The sequence below is a fragment of the Devosia sp. genome (assembly GCF_048261455.1).
Classification (GTDB): domain Bacteria; phylum Pseudomonadota; class Alphaproteobacteria; order Rhizobiales; family Devosiaceae; genus Devosia_A.
This window is the reverse complement of the sequence record NZ_JBLXGA010000017.1, coordinates 33,839-59,269: the sequence shown is the minus strand read 5'-3', so window position 1 is coordinate 59,269 and position 25,431 is coordinate 33,839. Positions and strand designations below refer to the sequence as shown.

Here is a 25,431-nt window from a genome sequence, read left to right as displayed (position 1 = left end):
GGTTTGCTCTCCTTACTCGGCCGGCTGCATCTGGGGCGTGGTGACGATCGGGCGCTCGTTGCGTTGCCGCCCGGCGATGGTCATGGCGATGTTGTAGGCCATGACCAGGCCACCCAGCAGGTAGAGCAGGCCACCGAAGGTGCGGGCGATGTAGTAGGGCTTGAGCGCCGCGACGGTCTCGGCGAACGAGTAGACCAGGAAGCCCAGCTCGTCGTACTCACGCCACATCAGGCCCTGCATGATGCCCGAAACCCACATCACCGCCGCGTAGATGACGATGCCGATGGTGGCGAGCCAGAAGTGCCAGTTCACCAGCCGTAGCGAATAGAGCTGCGGGCGGCCCCAAAGGCGCGGCACCATGAAATAGATGGCGCCGAACGAGATCATGCCGACCCAGCCAAGCGCACCCGAATGCACATGCCCGATGGTCCAGTCGGTGTAGTGGCTCAGCCCGTTGACCGACTTGATCGACATGACCGGACCCTCGAAGGTCGACATGCCGTAAAAGGCCACCGCGATGACCATCATGCGGATGATCGGGTCGGTGCGCAGCTTGTCCCAGGCACCGCGCAGGGTCATCAGGCCGTTGATCATGCCGCCCCAGCTGGGCATCCACAGCATGATGGAGAAGACCATGCCAAGGGTCTGCGCCCAGTCCGGCAGCGCCGTGTAGTGCAGGTGGTGCGGGCCGGCCCAGATGTAGAGGAAGATCAGCGACCAGAAGTGGATGATCGACAGCCGGTAGCTGTAGATCGGCCGCTCGGCCTGCTTGGGCATGTAGTAGTACATCATGCCCAGAAAGCCCGCGGTGAGGAAGAAGCCCACAGCGTTGTGGCCATACCACCACTGGGTGAGCGCGTCCTGCACGCCCGAGAACAGCGAGTAGCTCTTCGAGCCCAGCAGACTCACCGGCATCGACAGGTTGTTCACCACATGCAGCACGGCAATGGTGATGATGAAGGCGAGATAGAACCAGTTCGCCACGTAGATGTGCGGCTCTTTGCGCTTGATCACCGTGCCGAGGAACAGCACCAGATAGGCGACCCAGACCACCGTCAGCCACAGGTCGACATACCATTCGGGCTCGGCATATTCGCGCCCCTCGGTGATCCCGAGCAGGTAGCCGGTGGCGGCCATGACGATGAACAGCTGATATCCCCAGAAGACGAAGCGGGCGAGGTTGTCGCTCAGCAGCCGGGCGCGCGAAGTGCGCTGCACGACATAAAAGCTCGTGGTCAGCAGCGCCGTGCCGCCGAAGGCGAAGATCACGGCAGAGGTGTGCAGTGGGCGCAACCGGCCGAAATTGAACCAGGGCCCGAAATTGAGCTCGGGAAAGGCCAGCTGGGCGGCGATCAGCACCCCGACCAGAAAGCCGACACAGCCCCAGAAGACCGTGAGAATGCTGCCGGCGCGAATCGGCTCGTCGAAATAGGTGGCCGCCTTGCTGGCTGCCTCTTGCACGGGGTCAGCTGTGCGCCGCAGCAGCACCAGCGTGCCGATCGACAGCGTCGCGGCAATCAGGCCCATGTGCTGCGCGAACAGCGCGTCCTGTGCGAAAGCCGACAGCATGAGCGTCACGAACGCTCCCACCGCCAGCGTGATTATCCAAGGCAGATTTGGCAAAGTTTGGCCCCCATAGGTCGAACAGCCTGGTTCGGCCGGACCCTAGGCGGGCGGGAAAAATTGGCTTTGATCTAGATCAAGATTGACGGTCGGCGACGGCAACTGTGGCAATCAGGATGCAGGGCGAATTGCCCTGCGCCGCGAATAGACCGATGGTCCGCGCGAGGCGGGCTACCGGCAGTATTTCAATGCCGAGAGCCGCCGGTTGGCCGAGGAACTGTTCAAGGACGACCTCGAGACCTTCGGCTACGATTTCTGAGGTAGTGCGCCGCCCGCCGCGCCTAGGATGCCGCGACGAGTTCGCGGCTGTAGGCGTCGGCCAGATCGCCCGAGCGCAGCTGTTCGCGCGTCAGGGTCTCGACGGTCTTCGCATTGCGCATCACCATCAGCCGCTCGCACATGTAAGACACCACCGCAAGATCGTGGCTGACGATTACGAAAGTCAGCCCAAGCTCCCTGCGCAGCCGGTTGAGCAGATTAAGGATTTCGGCCTGGATCGACACGTCGAGCGCCGAGGTCGGCTCATCGAGTAGCAGGATCCGCGGGTTCAGTGACAGGGCCCGGGCGATGGCGACGCGCTGGCGCTGGCCGCCGGACAGTTCATGCGGAAACCGGAACTGGAAGCTGGGGTCGAGGCCGATTAGCTCCAGCAGTTCGCCGGTGCGGCCGAACGGATCGGGCAGCTTGTTGATCCGCATCGGCTCGGCGATCTGCTGGCCGATGGTGTAGCGCGGATGCAGCGAGCCATAGGGGTCCTGAAACACCATCTGCACGGTGCGGGCTAGGTCGCGCTGGCGCGTTGTGCGCGCGTCCTGGCCGTTGATGGTAATTTTGCCCGTCCAGTGCCGGTTGAGCCCGACCATGGTCCTGAGGATGGTCGATTTGCCCGAGCCGGACTCACCGACGAGGCCAAAGCTCTCGCCTTCGGCAACTGTAAAGCTCACGTCATCGACGGCGGTCGATGGCCCGAAGCGCACGGTGAGGTTGTCGACGCTGATCATCACACGGCCTCCCGCCAGCTGGCTTCGCGTTCCAGCACTGGCAGCGGTTCGAGCGAACCATTTATCTCGGGCTGGCAGGCCAGCAGGCCGCGCGTATAGGGGTGGGTGGCCTCGCTGAGGCGCTTGGCATCGAGCGTTTCGACGATCTGGCCGGCATACATGACGATCACCCGGTCGCAGAACCGGCTGACGAGGGTGAGGTCGTGGCTGATGAAGATCAGCCCCATGCCGCGCCGCGTCACCAGTTCGTCGAGGATCGACATCACCTGGGTGCGCACGGTGACGTCGAGCGCCGAGGTCGGCTCGTCGGCGATCAGCAGGTCGGGCTCGCGCACCACCATCATGGCAATCATCACGCGCTGGCCCATGCCACCCGACAGTTCGTGCGGGTAGAGGTCGAACACTCGCTCGGGCTCGCGGATCTGCACAGCTTCCAGCGCGCTGATCGCCTTGGTCCGGGCGGCAGTGCGCGACAGTTTTCGGTCGCCGATGCGGATCGCTTCGACAATCTGCTTGCCGACGCTCATCACCGGGTTCAGCGAGTATTTCGGGTCCTGCAGGATCATCCCCATGCGCCCGCCCCGCAGCGAACGGCGCAGCCGCGCCGAGGCGGTCGTGAGGTCGATGCCATCAAAGCTCATGCGGTCTGCGCGCATCCGCGCATAGCCGGGCAATACGCCGAGCAGCGAGCGGCCGGTCAGGCTCTTGCCCGAACCGCTTTCGCCGACAATGCCGAGCTTTTCGCGCCCCAGCGAAAAGGAGACGCCGCGTACGGCCTCGTTGACGCTGCCGTCGTCGCTGCCGAAGGTGACGCGCAGGTTTTCGATTTCAACGAGCGGGGCGGTCAATTGCGCTGCCTCAGATGCGGGTCGAGCAGATCGCGCAGCGCGTCGCCCAACAGGTTGAAGCCGAGGCTGACGATGAAGATCGCGCCGCCCGGGATGGTCGCCACCCACCACTGATCGAAGATGAACTTGCGGCCGGTCGAGATCATCGCGCCCCATTCGGGCAGCGGCGGCTGGGCGCCGAGACCGATGAAGCCGAGACCCGCCGCGGTCAGGATGATGCCGGCCATGTCGAAGGTCATGCGCACGATCACCGAACTCATGCACATCGGGATGACGTGAAAGAAGATGATGCGGAACTCGCTGGCGCCGGCGAGGCGCACGGCATTCACATAGTCCGAGTTGCGCACGACCAGCGCCTCGGCGCGCGCCAGCCGCGCATAGGGCGGCCAGGCGGTGAGGGTGATGGCCAGAGCGGCGTTGACGATGCCGGGGCCAAGCGCGGCGACGAAGGCCAGCGCCAGCAGCAGCTTGGGGATCGCCAGGAACACGTCGGTGATGCGCATGAAGACCGCATCGATCCAGCCGCCGGTGGTGCCCGAAACGGCACCGATCACCAGCCCGATCGGGGCGGAGGTGACGATCACCAGCCCGACGATCAGCAGGGTCAGCCGCGAGCCATAGACCAGCCGGGAAAAGATATCGCGGCCAAGCTCGTCGGCGCCGAACCAGTATTCGGCGCTGGGTGCCGACAACCGGGCCGACAGTTCCGGCAGGTAGGGATCGTGGGTGGCGATCAGCGGCGCAAAGATCGCCGTCAGGATCAACAACGCGACGATGAGCAGGCCGATCACGCCGAGCGGGTTGCGCACGAAACGACGGGCGAAGCTCCTGAATTCCTTGATGCGCGCGGCGCGCAGGGCGCGGCGGCGATCGATCATGGGTTCTGATGCGATGGTCATGCGCCGGCTCCCCGCGCGCGCGGATCGAGCGTGGTGTAGAGCACGTCCGACAGCATGTTGAGGAAAACGAAGACGATGCCGACCAGCAGCGTGCCACCCAGCACCGCGTTCATGTCGGCGGCAAAGAGCGACGAATAGATATAATTGCCGATGCCGGGCCAGGAGAAGATGGTCTCGACCAGCACCGAGCCTTCGAGCAGTCCGCCATAGCTCAGCGCGATCACGGTGATCAGCGGAATGGCGGCATTGCCGAGTGCGTGACGGACGACGACGGTCAACTCGCTGGCGCCCTTCAACCGGGCGGTCAGCACATATTCGCGGCTGAGCTGATCCAGCATCACCGAACGGGTCATGCGCGAGATATAGGCGAGGCTGTAGTAGCCGAGCAGCAGCGCCGGCAGGATCATGTGGCTGATCGCGTTGAAGAACACGTCCCACTCCCCCTGCAGCGCGGAATCGATAAGCATCGATCCGGTGATGCGGTCGACGATGCCGGTATAGAAGACGTCGACCTGTCCGGGGCCGGCGACCCATCCGAGCTTGTAGTAAAAGACGAACAGACCCACGAGGCCGAGCCAGAAGATCGGCACCGAATAGCCGATCAGCCCGATGATGCGGAACAGATGGTCGGGCCATTTCTCGTGCCAATAGGCCGAGGCGACGCCCATGGGAATGCCTAGCACCATGCCGATGACGAGGCCGATCGTCGCCAGCTCGAGCGTTGCCGGAAAGAACGCGAGCAGGTCGGTCAGCACCGGGCGCGACGTCGAGAACGAAGTGCCGAAATCGCCGCGCAGAATGTTGCCGAGATAGTCGATGAACTGCTTCCACAGCGGCTGGTCGAGACCGAGCTCGACATAGACGCGCTGGTAGACTTCGGGCGTCGCCTTTTCGCCGACGATCGAGAGGACCGGATCGATGGGCAGGATACGGCCGATGAAAAAGGTGACGGCGGCCAGCCCGACGAGGGTGATCGCAACAGTCAGCAGCCAGGAGGCCAGACCGGTCAGAAGGCGCAATGCGCGGGGCGGGGATTGGGTCATTGAACCTCAGTGAAACCGGTGCCGGAGGCAGAACCCCCGGCACCGAAGGGGTCGATCAGTCCTTGCTGACGCCGCCGTAGCGGTCATCAGAGAAGGTGATGCCGAGCACGACGCCCTCGACATTGTCGCGCATCGCAACGCGACGGCTGTCCTGGAACATGTAGACGAAGGGCGAGGAGTCGGTGTGCGCCCTCTGGATCTCGTCATACATTTCCTTGCGGGTCTGGGTGTCCTGCTCGCGCACGGCAGCCATCACCTTGTCCGACAGTTCGCCCGAGTTCCAGCCGAAGCGATCGGCCAGGTTGCCCTTGCTGCCGTCTGGATCGGACGGGTCGTTATAGGTGAAGGCCTTGGCGTTCGAGTGCGGATCCGGATAGTCCGGGCCCCACAGGCCGACCCAGATGTCGAGGTCGTGCGAGCGGTAGCGGTCGAGCCACGGGCCGCCGTCGACGACCTGCAGGTCGAGCTCAATGCCGGCCTGCGCTGCGGTGGCCTGCACGGCCTGCGCATAATCGGGGTAGGGCGGCACGTTCCACACGACCGTCTCGAGCTTGATCGGGGTCGCCACGCCGGACTCGGCGATCAGCGCCTTGGCCTTCTCGATATCCAGCGTGTAGGGGTTGTAGTCGATATTGCCGCCGAGGAAGCCGTCGGGGATCATCGTCTGGTGCACCTTGATGGTGCCGCGACCGATGGATTCGGCAATCCCTTCATAGTCGACGAGATACTTCATCGCTTCGACGACCTTGGGGTTGCTCAGCGCCTCGTTGCGCATGTTCAGCCCGAAATAATAGATGGTCGAGCTGTTGCCTTCGAGGATTTTGATGTCGTCATTGCCCTCGATGGCGCCGATGTCGTCCGGGCCGAGCTTGTTGGCAATGTCGATGTCACCCTTTTCCAGCGCCAGGCGCTGGGTGGCGGATTCCGGCATGTGCTGCAGGAAGATGCGGTCGACACCCGGGGGCGTGCCCCAGAAGTTCTCGTTGCGGCTGAGCAGAATCGAGACCTTCGGATCCCACTTGGTCAGCACATAGGGGCCCGAGCCGGCCGAATTCTCGGTCTTCAGCCAGGCATTGCCATAGTCGTTGCCGCCGCTTTCCAGCGTCGCTTCATGCTGCTTGACGATCTCGGAATCGACGATACCGCCGGTGAAGGAGCTCAGCACGTAGAGCACGAAGCTCGGCGCATACTTCTGGTCGACTTCAAGCGTCAGGGTCGCATCGTCGACGGCCTTGATCTTGTCGGCAACATTGTCCTGGGTCAGACCGAACTGGTTCAGAATGAACGAGATGCGGCTGTCGATCAGGATGACGCGACGCAGCGAATATTCCGCGTCATGGGCCGTCACCGGATTGCCCGACGCGAACTTGGCGTTCGGGTTCATCTTGAAGGTGAAGGTCTTGCCGTCGTCCGAAACGGTCCAGCTTTCCGCCAGCACGCCGACGATCTTGGTCGGATCGGCCGGATCGAAGGTCACCAGCGGCTGATAGATCTGCTGGCTGGCCAGCACGCCGCCGACTTCCGACACTTCGGCCGGGTCGAGCGTGATGATGTCGTCGATCGCATCAGCGATCACCAACGTGTTCTTGGGCGTTTCCGCAAACGCGCCCGTCACGGTTAGAACCGCTCCGAGTGCTGCTGCGGCAAGCGCTTTATACATGCGCATGGCAGTCTCCCTGGTTGAAATTCCGGTCCGGCTGAGGAGCCGGTCCTTTATGGGTCGTCATCTGTCGCTGATGCCCTCGAAGGTGAAGACGAGGGCGGCGAGAGGCAGCAGCGCGGTGATCCGCGCGAGGGTCGCGGGCGTGAACAGCCCGGCGTCACCCAGAACATTGACCGTGCCGCGCACGGCGCCGGCGATCACGATGGGAAAGCAGCCGGTGGCGCCATAGCCCATCGCGACCAGCTGGTCGGTCTCGGGAATAAAGGCGGCCATGCCGGGCACATCGTCACCCAGCACCGGGCGCTTGTCGCCAAAGATCCGCCTGTTCCAGGCGCTGTCATCGATCGGGTCGAACCCGCCGAGCGGAAAATGCTCCGCGTCGGACGTGCCGATCCGATGCGTCACCGAATAATCAGGCGCCGTCGCTAGCCAAGTGACCGTGCGCACGCCATCTACGGCGCAGAACAGCGTGTTCAGCGCCGCAATGGTCTGCTGCGGGCCCTCGGCCAGCGCCGTGGTCAGGCGCTCGGCGATCTTTGCGTCGAGTGGCATCATTCGGGAAACAATCGCATCGTGCCGACCCACAGCTCCACCGCTGTTCCGGTGCCGATATTGGTGCCGCGGTGTGGCTTGCGGCTGTCGAAATGCAGCGTGTCGCCGGCTGTCAGTTCATAGGTTTCGCCATCGATCTCGTAGAGCATGGCGCCGGAGACGAGATAGACGAACTCCTCGCCTTCATGGCGCATTACCTCCGAGGCGTGGCCGGGCGGCACATGCGACAGGCAGGCATTGAGCTTGGCGTCGGCAAAGCCGCGTTCCAGAAATTCGTAATAGCGCGACGTGCCGTCGACCTTGAAGGTGGGGCGCTTGCCGGCATGGGTGGCCACGGGATGGGTGCGGGCCGGGGCCTGGGAGACGAACATGTCCACAGAGGCGTCAAGCGCCTTCGCCACATTGTAGAGCGAGGCCAGCGACGGCGTCGAAATCGAGCGCTCGATCTGCGAGATGAATCCGATGGTCAGGCCGGCCTCGTCGGCCACCTGCTGCATGGTCTTGCCGATGGCCTTGCGGCGCGCCCGCAACCGGTCGCCGAGGCTCTCGCCTGCACTCGCAGAAATCTCAGACATCTCGCGGATGTCGCCATCATGCATCGTAAAGGAGGCCCCAGATAACTTTAGCTACACTAAATTGTCTGGCGCCGGAGTCAATCGGGGGCGCCCCCCACTGGCGTGTCAGGCCGTCTCGGCGGCAATGGTCGCCAGCAGTGCCTCGCGTTCCGGGGTGGGCTCGGCATAGCCCAGTTCCGCGCGAATGCGGGTCGTGTCGAGCGTCAGCGGATAGCTGAGATCGGTCGCTTCGGCGCGCTCGAACAGCAGGCCTTTTTCTGTGGGCGGCACGGTTTCCACCTCGAGACTGCGGTTCAGCACCACGGCAAAGCTCAGCAGCCATTCGATCGGCGTGCGGACGAAATTCTGTCCGACGTTATAGGTGCGGCCGACCGCACGCGGATCGGTCGCGGCCAGCACCATGGCGTCGGCAACGTCGTCGACATAGCCGTAAGAGTTGGGCCAGCGGCTGGCGCGTTCGTCGAGCTTGGCGAGACCGCCGGCCTTTGCCGCGTCGATCGCCCATTTGAACCGGTGCTGCTTGTCGTCGGGTCCGAAGATCATCGGGGCACGAATGATCGTGCTTTCGAACCGTGTATCGGCGCGTACCGCCTCTTCGAGCACGATCTTGTCGTAGTCTTCGAACAGTTCCGCCGACACGCCTTTCGGCCGGTTCGGGTTGCCGCGATAGGGGTAGCGGAAGCTGCGCAGCGGGTCGTCTTCCCGCGCCGGCTCCAGTTGCACGTCCGGCTGCTCGCGGCGCAGCAGACCGCCGTAATTGCTGTAAACGTCCACCGAGCTCAGCAGCAGATAGCGCCCGCCGCGGGTACCCATTGCCTCGAAGACGGCGCTTGTGTTCAGCATCCCCAGCGCAAAGATGTCGATCACCGTATCGACGCCGTGCTCGGCGAAGATTTCGCCCAGCCGCGCCGCGTCCATCCGGTCGCCTTTGGCAAACACCGCGCCGGGTGGCAGCGTCACCGGTTCGGTGCCGCGGGCGACGGCCACGACCTCATGCCCCCGCGCCAGCAGACGCCGACAGACCGCCGTGCCGATGAAGCCGGTGCCCCCGATAACTGCGACCGTCATGCTCATATCCCCGACTCATTCACACCCTGGCCCGCGGGCCTCGGTAGATGCCCATATGCCTTGGGCGGGTGGAATTGAAGGGCAGATCGTCCTTGTTTTGGCTGACAGAGCAACCGACGCCGTGAGCCGGCCGACCAGCTCGAGCACAGTCGGATCTTAATCGACAAAGGCGTCTCGACGCTTGGCGCGCCAAGTGCAGATCAGTCGGTCGCGTCCAGTGCCTCGCGGAGGATCCGGGCGAGTTCGTGCCGGCGATAGGGTTTGACCAGCAGGCGCGGATTTGTCGACGGTGCGGTGCCGACGTTCTGCCGGGGGTCGGTAAAGCCGGAGGTCAGGACCACCTTGGTGTGTGGCCAGCGCTCGGTCACCTGTTTCGCCAGATCATACCCGCTCATCCCGCCGGGCATGACGACGTCGGTGAACACCAGATCGACCTGTTCCTTTTCCAGCACCTGCAGCGCCTTTTTCCCGTTCTCGGCCTCCAGAAAGCGGTAGCCCAGTCCCGTGACCTGGCGGGCGACGACCTGGCGCAATCCGCTGTTGTCCTCCACCGCCAGAATGGTCTCGGTCCCCCCCTGTTCGGCGTCCTGCCGCGACTTTTCCGCCTTGCGTTCGTGATCGGGCGTCGATGCGCTGGGCAGGTAAAGCCGAGAGATCGTTCCGACCCCGACCTCAGAATACACATAGACCTGCCCGCCCGATTGCTTGATGAACCCATAGACGAGGCTGAGGCCCAGGCCGGTGCCCTTGCCGGGCTCCTTGGTGGTGAAGAACGGCTCGAAGATCTGGTCGACAACCTCCGGCGGCATGCCCGAGCCGGTGTCGCGGATTTCGACCATCGCATAGTGGCCCGGCTTGAAGTCAGTGCCGCCGCTGGCGAAATCGGCATCCAGGAAGCGGGCGTCGGTCCTGATGACGAGTTCACCGCCATCTGCCATGGCATCGCGCGCATTGTTCATGATGTTGAACAGACAGGCTTCGAGCTGCGCCGCATCCGCCATGATCGAGGGGACGTCATTGCCCGGAACGAACTTGACCTCGATGTTCGCCCCCAATGTTCGCCGGGCCAGCCTGAACAGACCGTCGACGAGCTCATTGACCTCGATCCGTGTCGGCTGAAGAGGCTGGCGGCGCGCAAAGGCCAGCAGGCGTTGCGTCAGATCCGCGCCGCGGAGCGAAGCCTCGAGCGCTTCTTCGATCAGCTCATTGTCTTCAGCGTTGAGACTATTCCCCTCCGCCACCAGATCGAGATTGCCGATAACCACCGCCAGAAGATTGTTGAAGTCATGCGCCATGCCGCCCGTCAGCGTGCCGATCGCCTCCATCTTCTGCGATTGCATCAGCTGGTTTTCCATCGCCTTGCGGTCGGAAATGTCGCGAATGGCGGCGATCGTGGCAGCGTCGTGATCGTCCGATTCAGGGCTCAGATTGATTTCCAGCGGGAAGCTGGTTCCGTCTTTGCGGACGCCATGGATGGTCTGGTCCAGGGCCTGGGACGTCTCGTCTGTGAGCACGTGTCTGCGTCCGACGGTAATGTCCTGGCCCGGTATCAACGCCGATAGCGCGACACCGTTCAACTGGTCCGGATCGTAGCCGAACATGGTTTCCGCGCGGGTGCTGGCCAGTTGGATCATACCGGCCTGATCGATAATCAGCACGCCGTCTGGGCTGGCCAGCAGGAAATTGCGAAAGCGGATCTGGCTTTCACGCAGCGCCAGATCCTGTTTCTTGCGCTCCATGGCGTAGCGAATGGCGCGCAGCAAGGCGCGTGCTTCCAGCTCACCCTTGTCCAGGAAGTCGGCTGCACCCTGCTGCAGCGCCGTCTTGGCAACGTCAAAATCCGACAGTCCCGTCAGCACGATGACCGGCGTCTTCGGGTGTTCCGCCTGCAGGGCGGTGAGTCCCCCGAGCCCCTCGGTGTCCGGCAGACCAAGATCGAGCAGAATGGCATCGAACGATTCCGTCGCCAGCAGCGCCAGGCCGTCCTTCAGGGATTCTGCCCACTGCATAGCAGCGGGTGTGTCCACCGAGGCCTCGCCGAAGGCAATCTCTACCAGCCGCCGGTCGGACGCATTGTCCTCGATCAGCAGAATGGAGAGGCCCGGCGCCTCATCGCCTGCTCGCGTCGCCATCGCCTAATCCTTCGTCGGAAGCCGCACCACGGTGAACCAGAAATCCTCGATGGCCCGCACCACTTTCATGAAACCGTCGAAGTCGATCGGCTTGGAGACAAAGCAATTGGCGTGGGCCTCATAGGACTGGATGATGTCGCTTTCCGCCTCGGAAGACGTGACGATCACAACCGGGATCACCCGCAGGTCGGGATCGTTCTTGATCTGCGTCAGGACGGTGCGGCCGTCGGTTCCCGGCAGATTGAGATCGAGCAGCACGACATCTGGCTTCACGGCATCCTGATACGCGCCGCGCTTGTACAGAAAATCCAGCGCCGTCTTGCCATCGAGTACCGAATGCAGGCGGTTGGCCACCTTGGCCTCCTTCAACCCCTCGACGGTCAGGCGGATGTCGGCCGGGTTATCTTCGATCAGCAGGATTTCGATCGGACGTCCGCTATCGGTCAGGCTCATGGCTCACCTCTTCCGTTGGTGGTGTGGTCGGCAAAGTGAAGCGGAAAATAGAGCCGCCATCCGGATTGGCATCGACCCATATCGTGCCGCCATGGCGCTCGACGATGCGCCTGCAGGCGGCAAGACCAATGCCGGTTCCCTCGTATTTGTCGCGGCTGTGCAGGCGCGAAAAGATCGCGAAGATCTTCTGGCTATGGGCGGGGTCGATGCCGATGCCGTTGTCGGTGACGGAGAAGGTCCAGACCGTCTTCTGCCGTTTGGCTGACACCGAGACCTTCGGTTTCGCTTCGCCGTGGTATTTCAGCGCGTTCTCGATCAGGTTCCGGAACAGGCGCTCCATCTGGCTGGGGTCCGCCTGCACGACCGGCAGGCGGCCAATGGTGATCGTCGCATCCAGCTCATCGATGCGGGGTGCGAGCAGCTTGATGATGCCCTGAAGCGTTTCGGGCAGGTGGACCGGGCTAACCGCCAGCGTCCTGTTGCTGATGCGTGAATAGCCGAGCAGCTCGTTGATCAGCAGCTTCATGCGCGTCGCGCCGTCTACGGCATAGTCGATGAACTCGTTCGCTTCCGCGTCGAGCTTGTCGGCGTGCCGGCGCTGCAACAGGCTGAGAAAGCTTGCAACCATGCGCAGGGGTTCCTGCATGTCGTGCGAGGCGATGTAGGCGAACTGCGAGAGTTCCTGGTTGGAGCGCTCCAGTTCCTTGGCCTTTTCGTCGAGCGCCTGCTCCTTGGCGGCAACGTTGGTGACCATGACGTTGAAGGCGCGTGCCAGTTCGCCTGGCTCGTCACGTCGCGTGATAAGGCCGGTCAGATCAACGTCGCGTTCCCCGTTGGCCACCGCGCGCGCGGCCAGAGTGATCCTGCGCACCGGGCGGGTGAGCAGCAGCGATATCCAGATGAGTGCCGCCAGTTCGAGCAGCAGCAGCACGGCCGCAAGTACGATCGTGTTGTTGCGCACCTCGGCGATCTGCTCGGCCAGCAGGCTGCGCGGCGACATCTGCGTCAGGGTGATGAAACGCTGCGGGTCCAGGGGGTCGAAATAGACCCGCTTGGCGACTGCGAGCTGCGCACCGGAGGGCGATGCAATCGTACCGGAAAACGCGTCGCCGTCCGCCGCGAACAGCGCGGCGAGTTCGGGATAGTCGTCCTGCAGCAGATGGCGTCGACCCAGCATGTAGCCGTAGGTCTTTGCCGGGTCCGGATGATCGATATAGTCGCCCTGCATATTGGTAACGAAGCTGGCGCTCGGCGCCGGCAAGCGCTGCAGTTTGGCGAACAGGTCCTCCATTGAGATGTTGATCACAATGATGCCCGCAGGCTGTCCATTGTCATCGAACGCCTTGGTCGCGACGCGCATGACTGGACGATACGGACGCTCGATCTCACCGAATTCCACGTTCAGGTCGATGCTGGACAGATGGACTTCGCCTCTGGCGAGCGGCAGCGTTTCAGTGAAATAGGGGCGGTCCGACTTGTTCTGCAGCGCCGCCTCCGGCACCGTGCGGATCGCACCATCGTCGGTGCGGTCGACCCGCACGATCTCGCGGCCGCTCGAGACGTCGATCAGGCGCACCTGCGCATATTCGTCATGCGCCAGCAGCAGTGCCGAAAAGATCGTTTGCAAGCGCGATTTCCAGACCGTCTCGGTCGAGCCGCCGAGCTGATCCATCCCCCCCGCAGCCCTGGCGCGGGCGATGCCGCCGATCGGCGGCACCTTGGCGAGAAACACGACATCCTGATGGTAGAAATCAACGCCCGCCTGCCAGCGCGTCGCAGCCGCGTCGACACTTCCGTTGAGACGCTGCAGCTCCTCGCTCAGCAGCACGTTGACCGTGCCATTGTACATGAAGACGGTCAGCGAGATCATTGCTACGGCGCTGAGGGCGGAGATCACCAGCACCAGTTTGGCAGCTATGCCAACCTGGGGATGTGCAGCGCGGGTGCTCATGGCGCTGTGCTGCGACTGCTGTCAGTCCAGCCAGGACGATTACGACATGTGTGGCAGCCACGGTCGTGTTTTCCGTCGCTGCGCTGATTTCCCATTCAGTCTTTGCCCGGCCAGCCGGTGGGTGTTTCGAGCAACTGCACCAAGCCGTCGCGGGGCAGGGCTTGGGCGAAAACGAACCCCTGGGCGCAATCAAACCCGGTATCGATGACGGTCTGCAGATCATCGGCGTTTTCGACGCCTTCAGCCACGGCATGCAATCCGGCACTGTGCGCCAAGGTCACCACATATTTGCACATGGTCCGCTTGGTCTCGTCAGTCGTGCAGCCGTGCACGAAACTTCGGTCCAGCTTGATCTCGGCGAAGGGCAATTGCGCCAGACGCGTAATGGTCGACTCTCCGGCACCGAAATCGTCGATCGACATCGAAATCTTGTTCAGCCGAAGCTGCACGGCGATTTTGCTGACTGCCGTGGGGTCGGCGATCGTCTCGTTCTCGGTGAGTTCTATGGTCATGCCCGGGAACTGCGGACTGTCGGGCAGCATGGCCCGGATCCGCTCGACGAACCCAGGCGACAGCAGCAGTGCAGAGGGCACGTTCACTGCAACGCGATGTGCCTGTTGTCCCCGCGCGATGGAGGGCGCGGCGATCTTGCCCCAGTCGTTCAATGCCGTTTCGATGACGAACTGTCCGAACTGCTTGTAGTGCCGGCTGCTGGGTGGCGGCAGGAACTCATGCGGATGCAGGATCCCTCGTTCCGGATGCCGGATCCGCGCCAGCGCTTCCGAGCCGATCACGGTCATGGTCTTCAGGTCGATCTGGGGCTGGTACCACACCTCTAGCCAGCCCTTGTCGAGCGCAAGGCTGAGCAGACCGTCGACATCTTCTTGAGCCGTAGCCGTCTGCAGGGCATCGATCCGGGTCGAAAACTCCCTGATCCTGAATGGTTTGCGCAGGACGGGCAGCATCTTGTGCCCGGCGGCCTCGCCGAGCTGCTGCACCTGTTGCAGGGTTCTGATGTCGTGGCCGCTGATGAGCAGGATGTGGCCGTCGAACTGGGACTGGCCGATCCGTTGCATGACGGCGATCGCGTCAGTCTCTCCCAGCGTCAGGTCGAGCACGATGAGTTCGGGATTGAGTACGCCCAGCGCGGCTTCGATCTGTTTGAGCGTGACATATTCGGTGCTGGCGTAGCCACGGCGCTCGAGTGCCTTGCGGATGATGCCGCGTATCTGCGGATCATCGTCGATCACGAAGGCGCGCGCCGTGGTCTGCGGTTTGACGGGGGTCGCCGCTGCCGGCTCGGTGCGCTGGTCGGTCGCCGCGTCTGCCTCGGAGCCCTCAGCCGCGTTTGTCCGATCTGGCGTAAGGTTCGGCGAGATGCTCTTACCGAACAGGCCGTCCGGCTCGGCTGCGTCGGCAAGAATCTCCAGCGCGGGCCGATCGATCGCCAGGCATGTGCCGGTCTCGGAGCGCTTGGCGGCATACATGGCGCCGTCTGCGGCCTTGATCAGGTCTTCAACCGTCTTGCCGTCAATTGGATAGATCGCGGCGCCGATGCTGGCCTGCATGGAAAAGCGCGCGTGCTCCAGCTCGATGTCGAAGGTCAGAGCGCGCGACAGCCGGGCGCAGGCGCTGCGGATCGCCTCGATCGAAACCCCCTCGCCAATCAGATAGAGGAACTCGTCGCCGCCCAACCGGCCAAATACGTCCGAATGCCGCGCGGTCTGCTGCAGCCTGTCGGCAAAGGCCTTGAGGGCGTGATCGCCGATGAAGTGCCCGAACGTGTCGTTGATGGACTTGAAGCGGTTCACGTCCATCAGGATGATGGCGAATGGCTTGCCGTGCCGGAGGCCGGCTTCCATCATTATCTTTAGATGGTCTTCTAGCGCGTTGCGGTTGGACAGGCCTGTCAGCGCATCGCGCATCGCCATTTCCGACAATTGCGCCAGCTTGAGCTTTTCCCGCTGTCGCTCCCGCCGCACTTTCGCGACCCGGGTGATCGCAGATTGCAGGTCTGCGTCAGCCATCATGTCGCGCTTCAGATAGTCCTGAAAGCCGGATCGAAAGGCCTTTATCGCACTGCGTTCGTTTCTGCTGTTGGCAATCATGATGGCCGCAGGCGGTTCGGCGCAGGCCATGGTCAGCTTTTCATTGACGGCAAAACCGGTCAGGTCGCCGAGCTTGGACGCGATCAGGACACAGTCGAGGTCGAGACGCCCGGCAAGTGTCAGCAGATCGTCGAGGCTCCCGACGTCATGCAATTCAAAGCGCGTATCGTTGATGAGCCGATCGTGCAGCTCTTTGCGGCGCCCCGCGTCGGTATCGACGATTGCCACTTGATAGACGCGATCTGGCAGCAGATTCACCAATGACTGGCGTTTGGCCGCACGCCGATCAACGCCAGCCTCAGGCAGAGTTGATTTCGTCGCACCGGACACAGAAGCCACCCCTTTGTCTTTTGGTCAGCTAATATAAAAAGCCTGTAGGATCATATAATTCACAGATACGGGAGAAGGCTGTCAGTCAATCTCTGTCATAGTGCTTAGGCGTACGGGATTCTCCAGATCAGGCAGTTTGCATCAAACGTATTTTGACGCGTTTTATAGATAATATTGTGGTTGTTCGTGTAGCGATTGGTTGTCTGGCTGTTTCGGTCATTCCGAAGCAGAAAATCAAGATTGCCAAATGCTTTGAGCGTGTAAGCGGCGAGCCAACGCGGTACTGGCCGGCCGCGCGGTCCGGGGTGGGGCGTCGCCAGGTTTCCTTTAATCCGCCCGGTCGAAATCAACACAGCCGCTGCCTTTGCATTCCGGATTCCGGCAGGCGTTTCGTCGTGACCGCAATGCCCGTCGCAGATGAAACGCTTTCGCCTCACAGGGTGAGTTGAGGTTGGGTCAGTCTCTCCGGCCCGGCGTTACGCGAGCGGACCCGAGCCGGCCATAGATCGGGATACCGTCTCTAGGAACCTGCCGACGAGATGATCCCGCCCGCCGCTCAAACCACTGATCTTTCTTGCGTTTATGCGGTCGTGACCGGCTCGATGTTTGCCGCTAGCCTCCCACTCGCTCTTCGGTTTTCCCCCTGGATGACCGCGCCGCATTTTTCCGGCTTGCCAACCGTCGCTTAGATGATAACGTTTCAACTTAGTTGACACACGGCCAAAAGGTCGGGTCACGGAGGAGGAGACTGATGATCATGAATTTGTTGAAGGCGCGGCTTGGCCGACGCTCCGTACTGGCGGCTGCCGGTGCTGTCTTGATGCTCTCGACGGCGCCGGCTCTGGCGCAGGATGTCAGCGGCGAACTCGTTATCCTGCAGTGGCAGTCCGGCACCGACGGGGATCTGTGGAAGGACCTGGAGGAGGCCTTCGTCGCTCAGAATCCCGACGTCAGCGTCCGCGAGCTGGTGATCACCGCACAGGGCGATGCGCGCGGCGGTATCCGCACCGCGCTGCTCGGCGGTGAGGTCGTGGATATCATCATCAACACTTGGCCGGCCTTCCGCGCCGAACTCGCAGATGCGGGCATCCTGCGCCCCATCGACGAGGAATGGGCCGAATACAACTGGGACGACAAGCTCAGCCCCTCGTGGAAAGCGCTGGGCCAGATCGGCGATGACACCTACGGCCTGACCTACACCTACGGTGACCGTTCAGCCATCTGGTACAAGACCGACCACATGGAAAAGGCGGGTCTCACGCCCCCGGCGACCTGGGATGAATTCCTCGCCAGTTTCGATACGCTCAAGGCCGCGGGCTATCCGGCGCCGGTCGCGATCGGTGCGAAATACTGGGCCCATGCCGAATGGTTCGAAACGCTCCTGCTGCGGACCGCCGGCGTCGAGACTGCGGCCAAGCTGGCGCGCCACGAGATCCCGTGGACCGATCCGGCGGTGAAGACGGCGCTGAAGAAGTTCGCCGAAATGCTGAATGCCGGCTGCTGTGCCGACGCCAACACCATGTTCGCCAGCGACTGGGACGGTGCCGCCGACCTCGTGTTCAAGGCCGATACGTCGAACTACATGATGATCGGCATGTGGAACAACGCCCGCGCCAAGAACGACTACGGCCTCACCGAGGGTGTCGATTACAACATCTTCCAGTTCCCGGCCCTCGGCATGGGTCATGACGACACGTCCAGCGTCGACACCAAGGAACTCAACGTCACGGCCAATGGCGGCAACCCCGAGGCGGCCAACGCCTTCCTCGATTTCATCGTCAGTGCCGACGCGGCCAAGATCCTGGCCGACTACGGCTATGCCTCGCCCAGCACGGCGGCCGATACCTCGATGCTCGGCCCGGTGCAGCAGACGGCAACTGACGCCGTCGCCTCGTCCAAGGTGCAGTTCGTTCTCGGCGATCTGCTGCCCGGCGATCTGGTCGATGAATACCGCGTCCAGTTGCAGAAGTTCCTGCAGGATCCGTCCGATGAAAATATCGATGCGGTGACTGCCGCCATCGAAGCCAAAGCAGCGGACGCCTACTAATGCACGAGACCGTCGCACCCGATGCGGCGGGCTCGGAAGCCGGGCACTCCCCCCGCGCGGCTGGCGAGCGGCGAAAGCTGCTTGCCAGTCGTGGCTGGAGAGTGCGTGACTGGCCCGCGGCCTGGCTGCTCATCGCCCCCGTCATCGTGCTGTTCGGCATCGCGGTTATCTTCCCGCTGTTTGAAACGCTCAGGCTCAGCCTGTTCGACATCAAGGGGCTGGGCAAACCCAAGTTTGTCGGCCTCGGCAACTATGTTCGCCTGTTTGGCGACGCGACGTTCCGCAACACCATCGGCACGACGCTCATCTTCACCCTCGGCACCACGGCCATCACCGTCAGCGTCGGCTGGCTCCTCGCCATGCTCTGCGCCTTCTCACCGCGCCGCACGCTGCCGTTTCGCGTCATGATCTTTGCGGCGTTCGGCGTTTCCGAAGCGGTTGCCGGCTTCATGTGGCTGGGCATTTTCCGGCCCGACGCCGGCGGGTTGCTCAACACCGTCATCGGCCTCGTCATCCCCGGCTTCGCGCACCCCTGGCTGGGGGATGCGAACACGGCGCTGGGCTCGCTCATCATCGCGGCCTCATGGAGCGGCGTCGGTCTGCCCCTCATGCTGTGCTTCGCCTCGGTGCAGGCCATTCCAAAATCGGTTCTCGAAGCGTCCTATCTCGATGGCGCGACGTCGATGCAGATCATGCGCCACGTCATGATGCCGCTGTCGCTTCCGGGCGTGCGCGTCGCGATCTTCATCAATCTGCTGGGCGCGCTGCGCGCCTTCGACATCATCTACATCATCACCGGTGGCGGCCCCGTCCGCGCCACCGAAACAGTGGGCTATTTCATGTACCGGGAGTCCATGACCCAGTTCAAACTGGGCTATGGCGCGGCCGCAACCGTCATTCTGCTCGTTGCCGTGCTGGTCATCTCCGTTCCCGCCATCATCCAGCGTACGGCAGGTGTCAGATGATCGGTCGTCCGCCCGTCTGGGCCACTCCACTCGTCGCCATCATCGCCTTCATCTGGATCATCCCGATCGTCGGCATGGTGGTCACCTCCATCCGCCCGCCAGCCGAGATTGCGCTCGGCTGGTGGCGCCTCGATGATCTCAGCTTCACGCTCAGCGCCTGGATGCGCGTCTGGGACGAATATCCGCTGGCCAAGGCGTTCTGGACCACGGCGCAACTCGCATGCCTCGCAACAGCAGGCACCATGCTGCTGGCCCCCGCAGCCGCCTATGCATTCCACTTTCTGAAGTTCCCCTTCAGGCGCCTGCTGCTGATCATCATCATCAACGCATTCGTCCTGCCGCAGCAGGTGGTGATCATCCCGCTGTTCCAGCTGTGGCGCGATACCGGGTTGATCGACAACATCCTTGCCGTGCTCATCCCTTATCTGGGCCTGAGCTTTGCGTGGTCGATCTTCCTCGTCAAAAACTTCCTCGAGGATTTTCCGCGCGAACTCGTCGAGGCGGGGCGCATCGATGGGGCAGGGCCGTTGCAGATCTTCTGGTACATCGTGCTGCCAAACACGCTGTCGCCCATCTTCGCGGTCGGCATCCTGCAGTTCCTGTGGACCTGGAACGCGCTGCTGCTGCCCATGCTCTACCTGCGTACCGATGTGCCGCTGCCCGTCGTGCTGGCGCGGATCTCGGGCACCTATGATCTCAACTGGGACCTGCGCTCGGTTGCTGCAATCGTCACCACGATCGTTCCGCTCGTGGTCTTTCTCGTCTTCCAACGTCAGTTCGCCGCCGGGGCCGAAACCCGGTCCGGCGCCAAGGAATAATCCATGACCAGTTCTACCAACCGCCCGATGCGCTATCGCCAGATCCATCTCGATTTCCATACGTCGGAACATATCCCCGGCATTGGATCGGCGTTCGATCCCGACGCATTCGTGGCGACCTTCAAGGCGGCACATGTCGACTCGGTCACCATTTTCGCCAAGTGCCATCACGGGTGGTCCTACTACCCCACCAAGGTCGGCGCGCCGCATCCCAACATGGCGCGGCCTGACCTCATGGGAGACATGGTCAAGGCGCTCTCGGCGGCAGACATCGAATGCCCGATCTACATTTCGGTGCAATGGGATGAGCGCAATGCGCGGCTGCATCCCGAATGGCGGGTTCGTGCTGCGGAGCCCAACCGTTTCGACCCCGACCAGTTGACCGCCGGCTGGCACACGCTGTGCCTCAACCACAAGGCCTATCGCGACGAACTGCTCGAACAGGCCCGCGAAGTGGCGCGCAACTATCCCACGCAGGGCATCTTCTTCGATATCGTTCTGACCGCTGACTGCGTATGCGCCGAATGTCTCGCGTCAATGGCAGAGCATGGCCTTGATCCGGAGAGCCCGGCGGACCGGCTGCAGAACGACGAATGGGTCAATGAGCGCTTCCGCACCGAAATGAGCGCGGCGCTGCGCGAGGAATTCCCGGGTCTGCGGGTCTTTTACAATTGCGGACACATCCACAAGCAGGGCCCCAAGCGCTTCGCCCCCTATAGCCACCTCGAACTCGAAAGCCTGCCGACCGGCGGCTGGGGCTATGATCACTTCCCCTCCAGTGCGCGCTACGCTGCGACGCTGGGGCTCGATTTCGTCGCCCATACCGGCAAGTTCCACACCTCCTGGGGCGAGTTCGGCGGCTTCAAGCATCCCGATGCGCTGGAATACGAGGCCGCGCAGATGGTGGCGCTCGGCTCGAAATGCCTCGTCGGCGATCAGCTGCACCCCAATGGCGCGATCAACCCCGACACCTATGCCTCGATTGCCCCGGCCTACGCGCGTATCGAAAAGCTCGAGCCCTTCCTCGAAGGGGCCCGCCAGGTCTCCGACGTCGCCCTCCTCTCCGCCGAGTTCTTCCACCCGGTGGGGGCGCGCAACAACCTTAGCGATGATGGCGCGGCGCAAATGCTGCAGGAGCTGAAGCAGCCCTTCGACGTCATCGATCCCAGCGCGAAGTTCGAGACCTATCGCCTGATCATCCTGCCCGACGAGATACCGGTCGACGACGAGTTGGCGGGGCGCCTCAACAGCTTTGTCGACGGTGGTGGCAAGCTGCTGCTGACGGGCACCTCGGGCATGCGGGAGGATGGCAGCTTTGCGGTGCCGGCCGGCATCCGGCGGTCCGGCCCGCCGGTCGGGTCCAATCCCTCTTATATGCGCGCCTCTCCGGCGCTCGACCCCTCCATCACGCAGACCCCGTTCGTGATGTATGGCGCCGGGCAGAGCATTGCGGCGGATGGTGCCGAAGTGCTGGCCGAAATCGGCCCGTCCTATTTCAACCGCAGCTATGCGCATTTCAGCTCGCACCAGCACGCGCCCGACGATCCGGAAGCCGAGTCTCTCGGGGCTGCGGTCACGCTCACCGACAGTGTCGGCTATGTCGCCTACCCGCTGTTCCAGATGTATCACGCCATGGGGCAGCCGCTGTACAAATACGTGATCCGTGGCCTGCTGGACCGGTTGCTGCCCGATCCGGTGATCATTTCGGACATGCCGTCGTCGGCGCGCGCCACGCTCACCCGGCAGGCCGAAGCGGGCCGGCATGTGCTGCATCTGCTCTATGGCGCGCCCCAGGTGCGCGGCAAACAGGTGCCGAACGGCGAGGGCGGTTTCCGTGTGATGGAGATGATCGAGGATATTCCGACGCTCGGCGCGATTACCGCCAGCATCCGGGTTCCCCGTAAGCCGTCGCGCGTCTATGACGCCCTGAGCGGCGCCGATGTCGAGTTCAGCCACGCTGACGATCGTGTGGAGGTCACTGTGCCGTCGCTGAGGATCCACACCGCGCTCGTTCTCGAGGGGACCGCTTGAGCACAACCGACGACATTGGACGCAAGCGTTCGGCGACCATCGTAGAGGTCGCCGAGCGGGCAGGCGTCGCCATCGGCACGGTCTCGCGCTATCTCAACGGACATCCGATCCGTCGGGGCAATCGCGACCAGATCGAAGCGGCGATCGCCGCCCTCGGCTACCGGCGCAACGCGGTGGCAGCGGCAATGAAGTCCGACCTCACCAATACGGTCGGCTTCATGGTGCCGTCGCTCAGCGAGTTTCATTCGCCGGTGCTCGAGCACCTGAGCCGGCGGATGCGCGCGGGCGGGCGCGCCATGCTGAGCTATTGCCACAATTCCGATGATGCATCGGTCGTAGAGGCGCTCGACTTTTTCGACATGCATCGCGTCGATTGCCTGATCATGGATGGCCATGCCGGCGTCGACGACCGCATTCGCGATCTCGTCGCCAATGGAACGCCGGTAATCTTTTACGACAATGACGTACCTGGCCTGCCGGTTGACCGGGTCTTCGTCGAGAACCGGGCCGCCAGCTTCCGCGCGGTCAGCCATCTGCTCGATATCGGGCACACCCGGATTGCGGTACTGACCGGTTCAACCGACAATTTCTCCGCCCGCGAGCGGTTTGAGGGGTACCGGCAGGCGCTCGATGGCCGCGGCCTTTCGGTCGACCCGAGCTATGTTCTCGACATGCACTGGAACGAGGACGAAGCCTATTCGGGCATGCTGCGGCTGCTGTCGCTGGCAGAGCCCCCAACGGCACTGTTCTGCTGCAACTACAACATGACCTTCGGGGCGCTGCGCATGCTGAAGGAGCACGGCTTGAAAGTGCCCGACGATATCTCGCTGGTCAGCTTCGACGATGTGCCGCTGTTCCAGCTGCACGATACCGGGATCACGGCCATCGCCCAGCCGCTCGAAAAGATCGCCGAGAGCATTTCAGGCATCGTTGAATCGCGGCTTTCGGAACGCGGCGTGTTTCACGAGCCGCATGTGATCACGCTCAACTGCGACATCATTCTCCGCGGCTCGACCCGCCGCATGCTGACGCCGGACGAACTGGCCCGATACGGACAAAAATGACCGATCTTGCGCTGTGGTATGACTCACCCGCCGATGTCTGGACGGAGGCGCTGCCGGTCGGCAATGGCCGGCTCGGCGCCATGGTTTTTGGCGGCGTCGCGCGCGAGCGCCTGCAGCTGAACGAGGAAACGTTGTGGACCGGCGGTCCCTATTCGCCAGTCAATCCTGAAGCCCTGCCGCATCTGTCCGAGGTGCGGGAGCTGCTGTTTGCGGGGCGGTTCGCCGAAGCCGAGGCCCTGGCCAATCGCTGCCTGATGGCGCAGCCGATCAAGCAGATGTCCTACCAGCCCGCCGGCGATCTGTGGATCGACATGCAACTGCCGGAAGCCGCCACGGACTACCGGCGGTCTCTTGATCTCGATGAAGCGATCGCGGTCACCCGCTTCACCAGCGGTGGCGTCAGCTTCGCGCGCGAGGTCTTTTCCAGCGCTGTCGACAATCTGCTGGTGGTCAGGCTCTCCGCCAACCAGCCGGGCGCGCTGAATTTCGATCTTTCGCTCAGCTCGGAACAGCCGGGCGCCATCGAGGCAACCGATGACGAAAGGCTGCGCTTTTCCGGCCGGAACCGGGGCGCGGAAGGTATCGAAGGCCAACTCAGCTTTGTCGTCGAGGCGAAGGTTGCGAGCGACGGCACCCTGTCACGCGGCGCAGAGGGTCTGTCGATCCGCGGTGCCACCGAGGCGACGATCCTCGTCGATGCCGCCACCAGTTTCCGCCGTTTCGACGATGTCTCAGGCGATCCCGCCGCGCTGGTTGCCGAGCGCCTCGCGACGGGCCGCAGACGCAGCTACACACAGCTACGCGACGATCATCTCAGTGCACACCAGCGGCTCTTCAGGCGCCTCGATCTCGACCTGGGGCCGGCACCCGGCCAGCACCTGCCGACCGACAAGCGCATCGCGGCCAATCTCGATACGCTGGATCCCGGTCTCGCTGCGCTCTATGTGCAGTTCGGGCGCTACCTGATGATTGCCTCGTCGTCGCGTCCCGGCACGCAGCCGGCGACGCTGCAGGGAATCTGGAACGATCTGACCGATCCGCCCTGGGGCAGCAAATATACGGCCAACATCAATCTGCAGATGAACTACTGGCTGCCCGAGCTCGCCAATCTGCCCGGATGCCTCGAGCCCTTGCTGCGGATGGCCGAGGACCTCACGGTCCCCGGTGCCGAAATGGCCAGGGCGCATTACGATGCGCGCGGTTGGGTCCTGCATCACAACACCGATCTGTGGCGTGCCACGGGGCCGGTCGACGGGGCCCAATGGGGCCTGTGGCCGACAGGCGGCGCCTGGCTGTGCGTCCAGCTCTGGGATCAGCTGAGCTTCGGCGAGGATCCGGCACTGCTCCGCCGTCTCTACCCGGTGATGGCTGGCGCGGTGCGTTTCATCCTCGACATTCTCGTGCCGCTGCCCGGCACCGATTTCCTCGTCACGGCGCCATCCATCTCGCCCGAGAACATTCACCCGCAGGGCGCGGCACTCTGCTACGGCCCCGCCATGGACAACCAGATCATCGGCGACCTGTTCGATGCCATGCAGGCCGCGGCCGCCCGGCTGGAGATCGCGGATGACATGCTCGATGAGGTCGAAGCCGCCCGCGCGCGCCTGATGCCGCCGAAGATCGGAGCCGCCGGCCAGTTGCAGGAATGGCCAGAGGACTGGGATCTCGACGTCCCAGAGATCCATCACCGCCACGTGTCGCACCTCTATGGCATCTATCCCAGCCACCAGATCTCGATCGAGCACACGCCCGAGCTCGCCGCAGCGGTGCGCCGCTCCCTCGAGATCCGCGGCGATGACGCGACCGGCTGGGGCATTGGCTGGCGCATCAATCTGTGGGCCCGGCTGCGCGATGGCGATCACGCCCATGACGTCGTGCAATTGCTGCTTGCCCCCGAGCGCACCTACCCCAACATGTTCGACGCGCATCCGCCCTTCCAGATCGACGGCAATTTCGGCGGCGCGGCCGGCATTCTCGAAATGCTGGTGCAGTCGCGGGTGGGCGAACTCCACCTGTTGCCGGCGCTCCCGGCCGCCTGGCCCGATGGCCACCTCCGCGGCGTCCGCGCCCGCGGCGGCCTCACCATCGACCTCGCCTGGTCAGACGGCAAACTGGCCTCCGCCACCATCACCGCCACCCGCCCGCAACAGATCGCCCTGACCGTCGACGGCCAGACCCATGCCATCACGGTCGGCCCGGAGCCGGTCACGTTCCCCGTGGGCGCGGCATAGACAGCGCGTTGTCTAGCAAGAGTAGCGAT

The 25,431-nt window shown here is 63.3% G+C and carries 19 protein-coding genes; 6 read left to right on the top strand and 13 right to left on the bottom strand.

What is annotated here, in order from left to right; genetic code table 11:
* Positions 1-12 precede the first annotated feature (12 nt).
* The 13 genes from ccoN to ACN0TK_RS15750 all read right to left on the bottom strand — a co-directional run bounded on the left by ccoN (position 13) and on the right by ACN0TK_RS15750 (position 16,174).
* Positions 13-1,569, bottom strand: coding sequence for a cytochrome-c oxidase, cbb3-type subunit I (ccoN, locus tag ACN0TK_RS15810; RefSeq protein ID WP_417310504.1), 1,557 nt, complete (start codon positions 1,567-1,569; stop codon positions 13-15).
* A 335-nt stretch (positions 1,570-1,904) separates the two neighbouring features.
* Positions 1,905-2,624: an ABC transporter ATP-binding protein gene (locus ACN0TK_RS15805; RefSeq protein ID WP_417310491.1), complete on the bottom strand. Its 720-nt coding sequence runs from the start codon at positions 2,622-2,624 to the stop codon at positions 1,905-1,907.
* A complete protein-coding gene (locus ACN0TK_RS15800; RefSeq protein WP_417310490.1) occupies positions 2,624-3,472 on the bottom strand; it encodes an ABC transporter ATP-binding protein in 849 nt (282 codons plus the stop codon). Before ACN0TK_RS15800 ends, ACN0TK_RS15805 begins: the two co-directional genes overlap by 1 nt.
* On the bottom strand, positions 3,469-4,371 hold the full coding sequence (gene nikC, locus ACN0TK_RS15795; RefSeq protein ID WP_417310489.1) for a nickel transporter permease: 903 nt from the start codon (positions 4,369-4,371) through the stop codon (positions 3,469-3,471). The genes ACN0TK_RS15800 and nikC overlap by 4 nt, the downstream gene beginning before the upstream one ends.
* Positions 4,368-5,414, bottom strand: coding sequence for an ABC transporter permease (locus tag ACN0TK_RS15790; protein WP_417310488.1), 1,047 nt, complete (start codon positions 5,412-5,414; stop codon positions 4,368-4,370). The genes nikC and ACN0TK_RS15790 overlap by 4 nt, the downstream gene beginning before the upstream one ends.
* A gap of 55 nt (positions 5,415-5,469) precedes the next feature.
* Positions 5,470-7,080, bottom strand: a complete 1,611-nt coding sequence (locus tag ACN0TK_RS15785; RefSeq protein ID WP_417310487.1) for an ABC transporter substrate-binding protein — start codon at positions 7,078-7,080, stop codon at positions 5,470-5,472.
* Positions 7,081-7,137: 57 nt separating this feature from the next.
* Entirely contained in the window at positions 7,138-7,632 is a 495-nt protein-coding gene (locus tag ACN0TK_RS15780) for a hypothetical protein (protein WP_417310486.1), read from the bottom strand.
* Positions 7,629-8,204, bottom strand: coding sequence for a helix-turn-helix domain-containing protein (locus ACN0TK_RS15775; RefSeq protein ID WP_417310485.1), 576 nt, complete (start codon positions 8,202-8,204; stop codon positions 7,629-7,631). The genes ACN0TK_RS15780 and ACN0TK_RS15775 overlap by 4 nt, the downstream gene beginning before the upstream one ends.
* A 105-nt stretch (positions 8,205-8,309) precedes the next feature.
* Entirely contained in the window at positions 8,310-9,272 is a 963-nt protein-coding gene (locus tag ACN0TK_RS15770) for an NAD-dependent epimerase/dehydratase family protein (RefSeq protein WP_417310484.1), read from the bottom strand.
* 200 nt (positions 9,273-9,472) lie between these two features.
* Positions 9,473-11,404: a response regulator gene (locus ACN0TK_RS15765; protein WP_417310483.1), complete on the bottom strand. Its 1,932-nt coding sequence runs from the start codon at positions 11,402-11,404 to the stop codon at positions 9,473-9,475.
* Positions 11,405-11,407: 3 nt separating this feature from the next.
* Positions 11,408-11,857, bottom strand: a complete 450-nt coding sequence (locus ACN0TK_RS15760) for a response regulator (RefSeq protein ID WP_417310482.1) — start codon at positions 11,855-11,857, stop codon at positions 11,408-11,410.
* Positions 11,841-13,808, bottom strand: a complete 1,968-nt coding sequence (locus ACN0TK_RS15755) for an ATP-binding protein (RefSeq protein ID WP_417310481.1) — start codon at positions 13,806-13,808, stop codon at positions 11,841-11,843. The genes ACN0TK_RS15760 and ACN0TK_RS15755 overlap by 17 nt, the downstream gene beginning before the upstream one ends.
* 95 nt (positions 13,809-13,903) lie before the next feature.
* The gene (locus ACN0TK_RS15750; RefSeq protein ID WP_417310480.1) at positions 13,904-16,174 is read right to left on the bottom strand and encodes an EAL domain-containing protein; all 2,271 of its coding nucleotides are present in this window, start codon (positions 16,172-16,174) and stop codon (positions 13,904-13,906) included.
* A gap of 829 nt (positions 16,175-17,003) precedes the next feature.
* On the opposite strand from ACN0TK_RS15750, the gene ACN0TK_RS15745 reads away from it, so the two are divergent.
* Genes ACN0TK_RS15745 through ACN0TK_RS15720 form a run of 6 tightly spaced genes read left to right on the top strand, consistent with a single transcriptional unit; the run spans position 17,004 to position 25,402 of the window.
* Positions 17,004-18,293 carry an extracellular solute-binding protein gene (locus ACN0TK_RS15745; RefSeq protein ID WP_417310479.1) on the top strand — a complete coding sequence of 430 codons (1,290 nt, stop codon included), beginning with the start codon at positions 17,004-17,006 and terminating at the stop codon, positions 18,291-18,293.
* Positions 18,293-19,258, top strand: coding sequence for a carbohydrate ABC transporter permease (locus tag ACN0TK_RS15740; protein ID WP_417310478.1), 966 nt, complete (start codon positions 18,293-18,295; stop codon positions 19,256-19,258). The genes ACN0TK_RS15745 and ACN0TK_RS15740 overlap by 1 nt, the downstream gene beginning before the upstream one ends.
* On the top strand, positions 19,255-20,076 hold the full coding sequence (locus ACN0TK_RS15735; RefSeq protein ID WP_417310477.1) for a carbohydrate ABC transporter permease: 822 nt from the start codon (positions 19,255-19,257) through the stop codon (positions 20,074-20,076). The genes ACN0TK_RS15740 and ACN0TK_RS15735 overlap by 4 nt, the downstream gene beginning before the upstream one ends.
* A 3-nt stretch (positions 20,077-20,079) precedes the next feature.
* Positions 20,080-22,107, top strand: coding sequence for an alpha-L-fucosidase (locus ACN0TK_RS15730; RefSeq protein WP_417310476.1), 2,028 nt, complete (start codon positions 20,080-20,082; stop codon positions 22,105-22,107).
* Positions 22,104-23,171 carry a LacI family DNA-binding transcriptional regulator gene (locus tag ACN0TK_RS15725; protein ID WP_417310475.1) on the top strand — a complete coding sequence of 356 codons (1,068 nt, stop codon included), beginning with the start codon at positions 22,104-22,106 and terminating at the stop codon, positions 23,169-23,171. The genes ACN0TK_RS15730 and ACN0TK_RS15725 overlap by 4 nt, the downstream gene beginning before the upstream one ends.
* A complete protein-coding gene (locus tag ACN0TK_RS15720; protein WP_417310474.1) occupies positions 23,168-25,402 on the top strand; it encodes a glycosyl hydrolase family 95 catalytic domain-containing protein in 2,235 nt (744 codons plus the stop codon). The genes ACN0TK_RS15725 and ACN0TK_RS15720 overlap by 4 nt, the downstream gene beginning before the upstream one ends.
* Positions 25,403-25,431 lie beyond the last annotated feature (29 nt).